The organism is Candidatus Kryptoniota bacterium (assembly GCA_036567965.1).
In the GTDB taxonomy this organism is placed as follows: Bacteria; Bacteroidota; Ignavibacteria; order Kryptoniales; family JAKASW01; genus JAKASW01.
Genome location: DATCTN010000015.1, coordinates 88,763 through 101,723 on the forward strand (window position 1 = coordinate 88,763; position 12,961 = coordinate 101,723).

The following is a 12,961-nucleotide window of genomic DNA, read 5'->3' on the forward strand; positions in this document are numbered from 1 at the left end:
TCGATGCAAACCCGATTGTTATATTTATCACTTGCATTAAGAAAGGGGCACTTTTATATTAAATCGAATTTCGACGAGGATCCCACCCTACCCCAAGAATCCTCGGACTATCCGTACCGACCTGCTGGCTACCCCACAGCGGGTCGGTTTTTTATTGTGGTACACTCTCTTTGAATCAACCGCTTAATTTTTATAACTTGTGCAAAACCCGGAGCATTCATGGACCTCCAGAAGATTCAGACAGCAATCGGTGCCGCCGGACTCAACGGCTGGCTCTTTTTCGATTTTCACAACCGCGACCACCTCGGACTGAAGATACTCGGGATCAGCCAGAAGGGGCTCGCTACACGAAGATGGTACTATTACATTCCCGCAATCGGAGAGCCGGTCAGGCTCGTCCACAGGGTAGAGCCCGAAAAGCTCGACCATTTGCCGGGAAAGAAATTCAGCTACTCTAGCTGGCGGGAACTCCACGCGAACCTGAAAGAGATCCTAGGCAAGCCTTCAAGGATAGCGATGCAGTATTCACCACAGAACGCTATCCCCTATGTTTCAATAGCTGACGGCGGAACCATAGAACTGATAAAGGGAATGGGCCATGAAGTGGTTTCTTCCGCGGACCTCATACAGCAGTTCGAAGCAGTACTCGGCGAAAAGGCAATAAGGTCGCACATCAAAGCGGGAAAACTGATCGACAAGATACTCGACGAAGCATTCAACGAAATCCGCAAATCTCTCACGACAAAGAAATACAAGACCGAATATGAAATTCAGCAATTCATCTGGAAGAGGTTTGCGGCAAACGGCCTGGTCGCGGACGAGCCGCCGATCGTCGGAGTGAACGATCATCCCGCGAATCCGCACTTTGCCCCGACGCCGAAGAATTCCAGGAAAATGAAACCGGGGGACAAATTTCTCATCGACCTCTGGGCGAAGCTCGACAAGCCCGGCTCGATATACTATGACATAACATGGAGCGCGTTCATCGGGGACGATCCGCCGGACGAGTATGTCAAATGTTTTCACGTCGTGCGTGACGCGCGGCGAGCGGGATTCAAATTCCTTAACGATCGACTTGCGGATGGAAGGCAGGTCGCCGGCTGGGAAGTGGATGACGTTTGCAGAAACGTGGTCAAGCAGAGCGGGTACGGTGAGTACTTCACTCATCGCACCGGTCACTCCATCGGCGAAGAAGTTCACGGCAACGGCGGGAACATAGACAATTTCGAGACACAGGACACGAGGGTCATAGTGCCAGGTTGCCTATTCTCTCTCGAGCCGGGAATTTACATGCAGGGCAAGATGGGAGTTCGTTCCGAGTTGAACGTGTATGTCGGCGACATGCAGAAAGCGTCCGTTACCGGCCGCGAGCAGGCCGAGCTTGTCCTCATCCACTGATTGATTCTTGGTCTAACAATCGACGAACTAAATCCGGAAGGTCCTTTATGATCAGCTTGAAGAAAGTCGTGCCAGTCTTCGCGGTCCTCTTGCTTTTCACGGGCACATCACTCGCCCAGCTCAAGAACCTGACTCTCAACGACATATTCATGTCGGACAAGTTCAAATTAAAGACCCTCTCCGTCGACTGGCTCCCAGGTGAAGACGCATACACGTTTACGAAATTCGATTCTGCGACTAATGCCGAGCAAATCTGGACCCACGATATCAAGACCGGTGAAGAGAAGACGCTTCTCTCGTACGCCGAGCTCAACAGTCAGGTCTCCGACTTTTCATCGCACGTCTCGGCTTACTTTTACTCGCCCGACAAGAAATACATTTTGTTTACTGGAGCACTTCGCGCGAGAAGGCTGAAGACCGGCGGAAATTTTTATCTTTATGATACAGGAACAAAGAGACTTCAGCTTGTCTCAGGAGTATCCGATCCGGAGGAACAGAAGATAATTGAATTTTCTCCCGACGGGACGAAGATTAGTTACGTCAAAGATAACAACCTTTATGTCTACGACATCGCGACTGCCTCCACCAAACAACTGACTACAGACGGAAACGAAAACATTATCAACGGGAATTTCGACTGGGTGTACGAAGAGGAATTTGAAATAATAAACGGGTACGAGTGGTCACCCGACAGCAAGTACATCGCGTATTGGAGACTCGATCAGAGCAAAGTACCAATATACCGGATCACCGATTTCATGCCGACTTATCTGAAAATTGAAGAGCAGCATTATCCATACGCCGGTTATCCAAATTCAAGCGTTAAGATCGGTTTGACCGATGTAGCGAGCGGTAAAACGTCGTGGGTCAATACCGGAAACGACAGCGATTTCTATATCCCAAGGATTGAGTGGACTTCCGATCCAAAGAGCCTTGCCGTCGAAAAACTTAACAGGCTTCAAAATCATCTTGATATTCTGGTGGCCGATCGCGAAACAGGAGACGCGAATTCGATCCTCATTGAAGATGACAAAGATTATCTTGAAGTAAACAACGACCTCACATTCCTGAAGGACGGAAAGGGTTTTATCTGGGAAAGCGAGAGAAGCGGCAATAACCATTTGTATCTATTCGACATGCAGGGTCGCCAGAAGGTGGAACTGACAAAGGGCAAATATGATGTCGCGGCACTCGCATATGTCGACGAGGTCCACGGTAAGGTTTATTACACGTCGTCCGAAACAAGTCCGATGCAGAGAGAGCTGTACGTCGTCGATCTGGACGGGAAAAACAAAAAAGAATTGACGAGGGAAGCAGGCGTTCACAACATTGACTTCTCGCCTCTGGGAGATTATTACATAGATTCTTACTCGACGTTTACGATGCCTCCGTCGTGGAAACTTTACCTCAGCGATGGAAAATATGTTTCAACTCTGGCGGAAAATGAGAAAGATCAGCTTGGGGGTTACTCTAAAGGCGAATCCAGCTTCATCCAGGCAGAGACGACGGATAATGAAAAGCTGAACGCGTGGATGATAAAGCCGGCTAACTTCGACACGTCGAAAAAATATCCCGTTCTCTTTTACGTGTACGGCGGACCGGGCAGCCAGACAGTGATGGATTCATACGGCTACACGAATTACTTATGGTACCAGTACCTCGCGGAGCAGGGCTACATTATCTTCAGCATCGACAACCGCGGAACTGGCGCAAGGGGAAAAGACTTCAGACAGATCACTTACAAGAATCTCGGCTATTATGAATCGATGGACCAGGCAGAGGCCGCGAAATATCTCGCGAAAACTTACGCTTATGTCGATGCTTCCAGGATCGGCATCTGGGGGTGGAGCTACGGCGGGTATATGACGAGCCTGACAGTATTCAAATACGGCGACGTCTTCAAGCTCGGTGTAGCTGTCGCGCCAGTGACATCATGGAAGCTTTACGATACAATTTATACGGAACGTTACATGCAGACACCGGATTTGAATCCAAAAGGGTATGAAGAAAGCGCGCCTCAAGTGTACGCCGATCAACTCAAAAGAAAATTCCTCGTGATCCAGGGAACTGCCGACGATAACGTCCACTGGCAGAATTCCATTCAACTTGTAGACAAACTTGAAAATGCGAACAAGCAATTCTCATTGATGTACTATCCCGGTAAGGACCATGGCATAGGGGGGAAAATAACGCGCGATAATTTATTCACCCACATTACAGAGTACATCCTTCAGAATTTGTAATCTGACCCCGGGGGCTTGCCTGGTCAGGCCCCCTCTTCACTTTCGCCAATGGATTTTTGGCAGCTACTCATTTTAATCCTTACTGACATCCCGAACTCGTTTCGGGGTCGAGCAATAGATGCTGAACCAATCCCGAACAGAAGCACTTCGGGACAGGGTTCAGCATGACGAGCAGCGGAAAAATGAATCGCCACCAAATTTTTCTCTCAGTCACCCTTTGTTAAATTGAATTGCAATGTCCAAACAGACAATCCGTTTCGCGTGTCAGAACTGCGGTTACATTTCACCGCGCTGGGTCGGCAAATGTCCGGAGTGCGGCGAGTGGAACAGCTTCGTCGAGGAATTGATGAGCGAGAGCCGCCAGACGAGGTCGGATGAGCGCAAATCGAAAATTGAAATAGTCCCGTTGAGTGATGTCGAAGCCGCGGAAGGCGAGAGACATTCAACGGGCATAGAAGAATTCGACCGAGTGCTGGGCGGGGGACTCATGCCCGGCTCGATCGTCCTGATCGCGGGAGATCCTGGCGTCGGGAAGTCAACCCTTATGCTCCAGCTCGCGCGAAACGAGAAGCTCGGGAAGATTCTTTACGTCACCGGCGAGGAATCGCGCGCACAGGTGCGAGTCCGTGCTGAGCGACTCGGAATGAAGAGCCTTGATAACCTATTCGTGCTTGCAGAAACCGACCTTGAGTCTATCCTGAAGGCGGTGGCCGATTTCAATCCTCCGATTCTAATCGTAGACTCAATCCAGACGGTCTATCATCCTGATGTCATGTCCGCGCCCGGAAGTGTAAGCCAGGTCCGCGAATGCTCGGCAAAACTGGCGCAGATGGCGAAACTCACAGGGACAGCCGTATTTGTAATCGGTCACGTAACGAAAGACGGTGTCGCTGCCGGCCCGAAGGTACTTGAGCACATCGTCGATACGGTGCTTCAGCTTGAAGGCGAGAGGCATTACTCTTTCCGCATTCTCCGTGCATACAAGAACAGGTTCGGTTCCACGAACGAGATAGGAATTTTCGAAATGCGGGAAACCGGCATGGTGGAAGTTGAGAACCCATCCGAGATATTTCTCTCCGAGAGAAGTTACGGCGCGAGCGGGTCGACCGTGACTGCGGCAATCGAAGGTACGCGCCCGCTGCTTCTCGAAATGCAGGCGCTCGTTACACCGACTGGATACACCGTTCCTCAGAGGACGTCGACCGGTCTGGATTACCGCAGATTGAACATCATACTCGCGGTGATTGAAAAGAGAATAGGAATCAAGCTCGGCGGGTTCGATGTATTCCTTAACATCGCCGGTGGCGTGAGAATAGACGAGCCGGCTGTCGATCTCGCGTCGGCGATTTCAGTTATATCGAGTTACAAAGATATTCCTGTCGACTCCGGCACTCTCGTCGTGGGCGAAGTCGGACTCGCGGGCGAAGTGAGAAGCGTCAGCCAGATCGAACGTCGCGTACAGGAAGCCGCCAAGCTCGGATTCACAAGAGCGATCGTGCCGCACGCAAATTTCAAGGGAGTGAAATCAAAACTCGAGATAGAAGTGATTGAGGTTCAAAAATTATCAGAAGCGGCAAAGCTTCTCATTTAATACCGATAGAGAAGCGAACCCGTAAGAAGGTTAAAACACTCGAATGAAGATTGTAGGATTGATAGGTCTGATGGCTATAGTCGCGTGCTGGATCCCGCAGACTCTTGAAGTCATAAAGACAAGGCGATCCGACATGAAGCTCTCTTTCCTTCTTCTATATTTTGCCGGAAGCATCGCTCTGACAGTGTACGCGGCCGGCGATCCCATCTTCGTCACGCTCAACCTTCTTACGACGATCGGCAGCGCAATAAATCTCTACTTCAAATTCTTTCCCGCCCGCAGCGAATGAAGCCTCACCTCTTTCTCCTCGCTCCTGTCTCCTTTCTCCCGTTTCCCTTCTCCTCTTCCCATTTCACCCATCCTTTGTAAATGAAGCTCGTCCTCGCCACACATAATCGTCATAAGGTAGAAGAGATCAGAGACATTCTGTCGGGTGCTCCGGGGGAATTGCGCGGACGTATTGAGATTTTGTCACTCGATTCATTTCCTGAAATCGGCGAGATCGAAGAGGACGGGGAGACACTCGAAGAGAATGCCCGAAAGAAAGCTCGTGCAGTCTTCAACTTTATTCAAAACTCCCCGAAGAGGTCCTTACGGACAAAACCGAAAATTGACAATTTCATTTCCCTCGCGGACGATACAGGCCTTGAGGTGGACGCCCTCGGTGGAAGACCAGGCGTCTACTCGGCAAGATTCTCCGGGGAGAATGCAACTTACGCACAGAATAACGAGAAACTTCTCGGCGAGTTGAAAGGCATCCCTTACGAAAGGCGCACTGCAAGATTCAGATGCGCGATTTCGATGATCGGTGAACGGATCGATGAGATCGCAATCGGAGAAGTGCCCGGAAAAATATTGGACTCACCTCGTGGAAGAAACGGTTTCGGGTATGATCCCCTTTTCGTGCCGGACGGGTACGACAAGACTTATGCGGAGATGGATTCTGATTTGAAGAACAGATTGAGCCATCGCGCAAGGGCACTACTTGAGGCAAAGAGGATCCTTCGCCGGCTGAGCGCTTAAAGATGGCACTGAGATCATAAAAGTATTCATGGAGATGCCTTACCGCGACATGAAGTGAGTTCGGACATGGACTCACGCTCTCTGACATACGATGCAGAATTTCTCACACCTAAAGTCCGGTGCTTCCCGTCCCAGTTCCGAACCGAATCCGGAGGTGCGGACCGCTCTTCGTTGCAAATTCTGCGGGTCGAACATAAATTTATAAAAATCAGGAGCCGAAGATGAACGCGTCAGAGATTCGCAATTCACCGAAAAGCTCCCTGGGCACTACATCGGCCGGCAGAAAGGTGTTCGTCTCAATCGCGGGTAATATCGGGAGCGGAAAATCTTCTCTGACACGACTTCTCGCGAATCATTTCAACTGGATCCCATTCTTTGAATCTGTCGACGACAACCCATACTTGAGCGACTTTTACGCCGACATGAAGCGCTGGTCATTTCACCTACAGGTCTATTTCCTTTCGAACCGCTTTACAAACCACAAGAAGATAATCGAGATGCCCGAGCCCGTCGTGCAGGACAGATCGATTTACGAGGACGTGGAGATTTTCGCGCGTAACCTTCACGAGATGGGAAATATGGATGCCAGAGACTACCGGAACTACCGGGAACTGTTCAACATCATGGTCGGGTATCTTAAACCTCCCGATCTGATGATCTATCTTCGGGCGAGTGTAGACACTCTTCTCAAACAAATCAGGCTTCGGGGGAGAAGTTACGAACAGAGCATAAGCAAAGACTACCTGGAGCGTCTGAACGTCAGCTATGAAGACTGGACCGCAGGGTACAATATCGGGAGACTTCTCACAATCGAATCCGATGAAATAGATTTCGTCAATAACGGCGATCACCTGAGCGACATCATAAAGAAAGTTGCGAACGCCCTTCAACTTCATGAGTCGGAAGCGGCCCGGCGCGCGCGGTAACAAGCGGATCACTTGCTGATGCGGTTAAAGCCCGACTTTCTTTTCAAGAACGGAAAATTTTGGACCGGATCTGCGGCAGCTCCGTCAGCTAATTTTCTTTCAGCTAGTGGCGGCAGAATTTTGGAAGTGGGGACACTCGCGAATCCATCTGAGAACAATTCCGGAGTCGTAGTCGATCTTCGCGGACATTTCGCGATGCCAGGGTTCATAGACGCACACACGCATTTCGGAATGGGCGGCGCGTCGCTTCGACAGATCGACCTGCGGGATTCGAAAAGTGAAAAGGAGATGTCAGCCCGCATAAAAGATTTTGTTAAGTCCCATCCTGCAGGGAAATGGCTGGTCGGAGGTAACTGGGACCACGAGAACTGGAAAAGCCGGACGATTCCGTCGAAGGAACTAATCGATCCTTTCACTTCGTCGACGCCGGTTTTCCTTGACAGGCTCGACAGTCACATGGCGCTCGTAAACAGCCGCGCGCTCCAGATAGCAGGAATTACAAGAGACACCCCAGACCCGAATGGGGGTGTCATAGTCCGCGATTCCAACGGCGAGCCCACAGGCATCATGAAAGACTCTGCCAGAGAATTGGTCGCTGGGATGATTCCTGAACCTTCTGAAGACGAGTGCATTTTCGATTTGAAGCGTGCCATGAAGCATGCGAGTAGTCTAGGAGTCACGACAGTTCATGACATCTCGCCGCAGCGCCACCTCAACGCCATACGAGTATTAAAGAGAAGAGGCGAACTTACTGTCCGCTTCTATTTTGTTCCCCCGCTGTCCGACTATATGTCACTGGTCGATCAGGGAATTGAAGCGGCGCGCGGACAGGTATGTGACGAGTGGTTGAACCTCGGTGCTGTCAAAGCCTTTGCCGACGGCTCGCTTGGCTCCGGAACGGCATGGTTCTTCGAACCGTACGAGGATGACAAAACGAATTCCGGAATTGCGACCGACTTGATGTCGAGCGGTGAGCTTGAGAAACTCGCAATAATTGCGGACCGGAATCATATCCAGCTCGCGATCCATGCTATCGGCGACAAAGCTGTGAGCGGTGTACTCGACCTGTTCGAGAAGATCCGTCACGAAAATCCGCCGTGGGAAAGAAGATTCAGAATTGAACATGCCCAGCATGTGCGCGAGGCGGATTTCTCAAGATTCAAGGAGCTTGATGTGATTGCTTCCGTTCAACCGTATCACTGCATCGACGATGGCCGGTGGGCCGAAAGGGTTATCGGGACCGGTCGTGCAAGGACGACATATGCGTTCAGGAGTTTCCTTGCTCACCGTGTCGCGCTTGCATTCGGCACAGACTGGCCCGTGGCGCCTTTGAACCCGCTCCAGGGAATTTATGCAGCTGTGACCAGAGCGACGACAGACGGAAAAAACCCGGACGGATGGATAGCGGAACAAAAAATTGGAGTTGAGGACGCGTTGAGGTCGTACACTCTCGGCGCGGCGTATGCGTGTTTTTGTGAAAACGACCGCGGCACACTCGAGGAGGGAAAGCTTGCGGATTTTGTCGTGCTCTCCCGTAGCCCGCTAGAAACGAGACCCGATGAGATCAAAGACATCAAGGTCCTGATGACGGTGGCAGGTGGGAAGATTATTTTTGCGGATGATGAATTTTCGGAGAACCATGAGCGCCAGACCAGCTGAGAGACCTCAGTCTCTTTCGGTCATGGACGTCCAGTATGTCAAGGGCGTTGGTCCGAAGCGCTCCGAGGCGCTCGAGGGAGTCGGCATCAGAAACGCGTTCGATCTGCTCAATTACTTTCCAAGAAGATATCTCGACAGGAGCCGCATCCTGAAGATTGCGGATGCTCACTCAGCGCTTCTGATTCCGGACGAGGTCACGTTTGTCGGAAGGATCAGGTCCATTCAACCGGTCGGCCGCGGCAGGAGGTTTCTTTTTGTCAAACTTGCAGATGAGACCGGATCGATCCGATGCGTGTGGTTTAACGGCGTGCAGTACTTCATCCACGCATTCGAGGAAGGAGAGTTAATCGCGTTCTCAGGCCACGTCACGGCTTACCAGGGGCAGCCATGTCTGGTGCATCCTGACTACGACCACCTCGAAGACCAATCGGATGAGGAGTTTCTACACACGGGAGGAATTATCCCGGTCTATCCGACAACCGAGGGATTGAGAAGGGTCGGTCTCGACTCGAGGGGGCTGCGCAGGACGATCCGGAAACTCGTTGACGCACTTGACGATTTCATATTCCCCGACGATCCACTTCCTCAACCGGTAGTAACGACTCATTCGCTCATGTCGCTGAGAGATGCAATCGCATCGATCCACTTCCCAAGCGACGCGATACAACTCGACAGGGCGCAGCGCAGATTCAAGTTCGAAGAGTTGTTTTACCTTCAGCTTCTACTCGCGATAAGGAGAAATTTGATTGTCCACTCCGCGGGAATACCGATGAGGACTGACAGCGAGCTCATCCGTAAGACGATATCCGAACTTCTCCCTTTCAAATTGACAGAATCTCAGAAGAAAGTTCTGCGCGAAATTCTATCGGACCTGAAACTCGATCATCCAATGCACAGGCTTCTTCAGGGAGACGTCGGCAGCGGAAAAACAATCGTCGCACTTCTCGCGATCCTGATCGCGGTAGAAAACGGCTATCAAGCTGCATTCATGGCGCCGACGGAGATACTCGCCGCGCAACACTACGAAACAATCCGGAACTACCTCAATTCACATAAGATAGCATCTGCACTCCTTATCGGCGGACAAAAGAAGGATGTTCGTGCAGACATTTATTCAGGTATCGAGAGCGGAAAGACACCTATCATAGTTGGCACCCATGCTTTGATCCAGGAAAACGTAAAATTCTCGAAACTCGGATTAATAGTTGTGGACGAGCAGCATCGGTTCGGAGTGGTCCAACGGATGACCCTCCAGGAGAAGGGGAGGAACCCGCACCTTCTCGTGATGACAGCAACCCCAATCCCGAGAACTCTCTCGCTCACGATCTACGGCGACCTGGATGTGTCAGTCATAGACGAGATGCCGGGAGGGAGAAAGAAAATCAAAACAGCGCTCAGGGGAGAATCGTCGAGGAGCAATGTGTATGGGTTCATTCGCGAACAGGTGCTTGCCGGAAGACAGGTGTTCATCGTCTACCCGCTTGTCACCGAAACGGAAAAGTCGGACTTAAAGGCCGCCACCCAAAGCTTCATAAAGCTGAGAGACGAAATTTTCCGCGGCTTCAAAGTGGGATTGATCCACGGTCAAATGACTGAGACCGAAAAGAACGATATCATGCTGGCATTCAAGGGGAATGCGATAAATATCCTGGTAGCCACTACCGTAATTGAAGTGGGGATCGACGTGCCCAATGCCACGGTAATGGTGATCGAGCACGCCGACCGGTTCGGTCTAAGCCAGCTTCATCAGCTGCGAGGGCGGATCGGTAGAGGGGTTCACCAGTCGTTTTGCATTCTGATGACCCAGGATAAACTTCTTGAAGAGAAGAAACTGGAAACGCGCGAAGAGGCGACGGCATTTCAGCGGCTCAAGTTATTCACGTCGACGACCGACGGTTTCAAAATAGCTGAGTATGATCTTGCAATCCGCGGACCGGGAGAATTTTTCGGGACCAAGCAGAGCGGGCTTCCACCTCTGAGGCTGTCTGATTTGATAAGGGATCGTGAGATTATCCTGCAGGCGAGGAAAGCCGCGTTTAAGATCGCGGATGTCGACCCGCATCTCCGCAGCCCCCAGCATCAGGGTCTTAGGGAGGTGCTCCTGAGAAATTACAAGGACAGTCTGGAGTTCTTGAAGGCCAACTGAAGGGCTGCGCAAGTCGTCGCAGCCCATCGTTATTTCAGAAGACTACTTCCTGGGTTCTACTTCAAAATAGACGTTCCCGCTCCCGGCGTAAGCATTTATCTTCTCCCCTCCGCCATGCATGGTCCCCTTCAGGTGATCACCTTTAGAGATTTCACTTGAGAAGCACAGGTCCCACAACCGTTCAGCGGGGAGGAATTGAACTCCACCGATTCCGGATGTGGAAGCGTCGATGGTCGCGGCGATATCGCAGGGCACTCTCAGCCACACGCTTCCGGCCTCGGCCGACAAGTCTACTCCCTTCGTGTTGCGCGATACAACGGCATTAATGTTTCCCAGCTGTGTTTTAGTCCGGAGCGAATAAGAAGAATCACGAGGCAGTCTTATTGTGAAACTCGCGTTTTTCAATCTGGCTTCCTGTGCTTCACTTGTTCCGTCGTACCATGCGGTCAGGGTCACCTGATTCCTAAAATAATCGTGCGTGAAATGAATCCTGGATATGTCTTCCGGGGTCCCCTCGACCGTCATCTCGATCTGAACGTCTTTGCCGTCATACTCTCCGATATTAATATTTCCCATTTCTGTGTCGAGCAGTATCAAGGTACCGGATTCAATCTTAAGTGATTTTTCGATCGTCTCCGTGCTCACGCGATTATCCGGGTATTTCCACTCATTATGATTTCCCGGACCGCCACTTCCCCCTGCTCCCGACAGGAACATCGCTTGAGCAAGGAAGGCGACTGTCAATAGGTTCATGACTCTCTCCTCTCCGTTTTTCTTTATCGTGATACAGCGATTCAGTTACTCAGACTCGTGCTCGCTTTCCGTGCTACGTGAATGGCCGAATTAAGTTTCATCGTCTCAAAAGGGGATCGGATTGCGCGGAAATTCTTTCCCGGTGAATTTGACTTTCAGTTCTCCATCCGATACTTTCTTGCATAACTGTCAGGGGAAGTCATGAGAAAAGAGTCTTACAGGATAACGAAGGCCGGATCTCTGAATAATCTTGTTCTGGTCGATGAAGAACTCCGGGAACCGGCGGATAACGAGGTCGCGGTCGACGTCAAGGCGATCGGACTGAACTTCGCGGATATCTTTACGATCTTTGGTTTGTATCGTGCTGCGCCGAAATCCGATTTCATTCCCGGGATAGAATTCAGCGGAGCGGTCGCGGCCAGGGGAAAACTGGTCACAAGCGTCGACGTTGGCGAGAGAGTAATGGGTTCAATAAGGTTTGGAGCTTACACCACACGTCTCAACATCGACAGCAGGTACGTAATGAGAATGCCTGACGACTGGACCTTTGAGCAAGGAGCTTCATTTATAGTGCAGGCTCTTACCGCATATTACGCTCTTTTCACGCTCGGGAATCTGCAGCCGCGGCAGACAGTGCTGATTCACAGTGCAGCTGGCGGTGTAGGAATATATGCCAACCGGATCGCAAAGAAATTCACGGCGTACACCATCGGTACGGTCGGCAACGCGGCCAAGATCAACATCCTCAAGGAAGAGGCATATGATGATGTCATCGTAAGGAGCCGCAATTTCAGCCGCGACCTTGAACAGAAACTTGACGGAAGAGAACTCGATCTTGTGCTTGATTCGATTGGAGGAAGATTCCAGAAGGAGAGTTTCAAATTCCTCGCGGCTTCAGGAAGAATGGTGTCGTACGGGCTTTCAGACTACGCTTCTCCTGCAAGCAGACCGGATTACTTCAGACTGCTCAGACGGTTCATGTCGAGACCAAGGTACGACTCGATGGAACTGATCGAGTCCAACAAATCGATATTGGGATTCAATCTAATATGGCTCTACAACAGGGTTGAACAGCTCAAGGACATGCTGTGCGAAATCCAGGCACTTGGACTTGAAAAGCCTTTCGTCGGCCTGGTCTTTCCTTTCGATCAACTGAAGGCGGCGATCAGCACATTTCAATCAGGGAAGACGGTCGGCAAGGTAGTCGTGAAGGTTTGACCGA

Annotated in this window: 10 protein-coding genes; 9 read left to right on the top strand and 1 reads right to left on the bottom strand. The window is 51.0% G+C overall.

Going from position 1 to position 12,961, the window contains the following annotated elements; all coding sequences use genetic code 11:
• Positions 1 to 219 precede the first annotated feature (219 nt).
• From VIS48_05690 to recG, 8 genes are all read left to right on the top strand, one after another.
• Positions 220 to 1,398: a M24 family metallopeptidase gene (locus VIS48_05690; protein HEY9165636.1), complete on the top strand. Its 1,179-nt coding sequence runs from the start codon at positions 220 to 222 to the stop codon at positions 1,396 to 1,398.
• 47 nt (positions 1,399 to 1,445) lie between these two features.
• Positions 1,446 to 3,641 carry a S9 family peptidase gene (locus VIS48_05695; GenBank protein ID HEY9165637.1) on the top strand — a complete coding sequence of 732 codons (2,196 nt, stop codon included), beginning with the start codon at positions 1,446 to 1,448 and terminating at the stop codon, positions 3,639 to 3,641.
• Positions 3,642 to 3,876: 235 nt separating this feature from the next.
• Positions 3,877 to 5,232: a DNA repair protein RadA gene (gene radA / locus VIS48_05700; GenBank protein ID HEY9165638.1), complete on the top strand. Its 1,356-nt coding sequence runs from the start codon at positions 3,877 to 3,879 to the stop codon at positions 5,230 to 5,232.
• A gap of 43 nt (positions 5,233 to 5,275) precedes the next feature.
• Entirely contained in the window at positions 5,276 to 5,521 is a 246-nt protein-coding gene (locus VIS48_05705) for a hypothetical protein (protein ID HEY9165639.1), read from the top strand.
• An 80-nt stretch (positions 5,522 to 5,601) separates the two neighbouring features.
• Positions 5,602 to 6,255 (top strand): RdgB/HAM1 family non-canonical purine NTP pyrophosphatase, encoded by a 654-nt coding sequence (rdgB, locus tag VIS48_05710; protein ID HEY9165640.1) that lies wholly within the window; start codon positions 5,602 to 5,604, stop codon positions 6,253 to 6,255.
• A 287-nt stretch (positions 6,256 to 6,542) separates the two neighbouring features.
• A complete protein-coding gene (locus VIS48_05715; GenBank protein HEY9165641.1) occupies positions 6,543 to 7,181 on the top strand; it encodes a deoxynucleoside kinase in 639 nt (212 codons plus the stop codon).
• An 18-nt stretch (positions 7,182 to 7,199) separates the two neighbouring features.
• Positions 7,200 to 8,840 (top strand): amidohydrolase, encoded by a 1,641-nt coding sequence (locus VIS48_05720; GenBank protein ID HEY9165642.1) that lies wholly within the window; start codon positions 7,200 to 7,202, stop codon positions 8,838 to 8,840.
• Entirely contained in the window at positions 8,821 to 10,986 is a 2,166-nt protein-coding gene (recG, locus tag VIS48_05725) for an ATP-dependent DNA helicase RecG (GenBank protein HEY9165643.1), read from the top strand. Before VIS48_05720 ends, recG begins: the two co-directional genes overlap by 20 nt.
• Positions 10,987 to 11,028: 42 nt before the next feature.
• Here the strand turns inward: recG and VIS48_05730 are convergent, their stop codons facing one another.
• Positions 11,029 to 11,739, bottom strand: a complete 711-nt coding sequence (locus tag VIS48_05730; GenBank protein HEY9165644.1) for a hypothetical protein — start codon at positions 11,737 to 11,739, stop codon at positions 11,029 to 11,031.
• Positions 11,740 to 11,940: 201 nt separating this feature from the next.
• On the opposite strand from VIS48_05730, the gene VIS48_05735 reads away from it, so the two are divergent.
• On the top strand, positions 11,941 to 12,957 hold the full coding sequence (locus tag VIS48_05735; GenBank protein HEY9165645.1) for a zinc-binding dehydrogenase: 1,017 nt from the start codon (positions 11,941 to 11,943) through the stop codon (positions 12,955 to 12,957).
• The last annotated feature ends 4 nt before the right edge of the window (positions 12,958 to 12,961 follow it).

Coding starts and splice junctions, on each gene's coding strand:
- rdgB (HEY9165640.1), top strand. CDS start 5,602: ATGAAGCTCGTCCTCGCCACACATAATCGTCATAAGGTAGAAGAGATC.
- VIS48_05735 (HEY9165645.1), top strand. CDS start 11,941: ATGAGAAAAGAGTCTTACAGGATAACGAAGGCCGGATCTCTGAATAAT.
- VIS48_05690 (HEY9165636.1), top strand. CDS start 220: ATGGACCTCCAGAAGATTCAGACAGCAATCGGTGCCGCCGGACTCAAC.
- VIS48_05705 (HEY9165639.1), top strand. CDS start 5,276: ATGAAGATTGTAGGATTGATAGGTCTGATGGCTATAGTCGCGTGCTGG.
- recG (HEY9165643.1), top strand. CDS start 8,821: ATGAGCGCCAGACCAGCTGAGAGACCTCAGTCTCTTTCGGTCATGGAC.
- radA (HEY9165638.1), top strand. CDS start 3,877: ATGTCCAAACAGACAATCCGTTTCGCGTGTCAGAACTGCGGTTACATT.
- VIS48_05695 (HEY9165637.1), top strand. CDS start 1,446: ATGATCAGCTTGAAGAAAGTCGTGCCAGTCTTCGCGGTCCTCTTGCTT.
- VIS48_05730 (HEY9165644.1), bottom strand. CDS start 11,739: ATGAACCTATTGACAGTCGCCTTCCTTGCTCAAGCGATGTTCCTGTCG.
- VIS48_05720 (HEY9165642.1), top strand. CDS start 7,200: ATGCGGTTAAAGCCCGACTTTCTTTTCAAGAACGGAAAATTTTGGACC.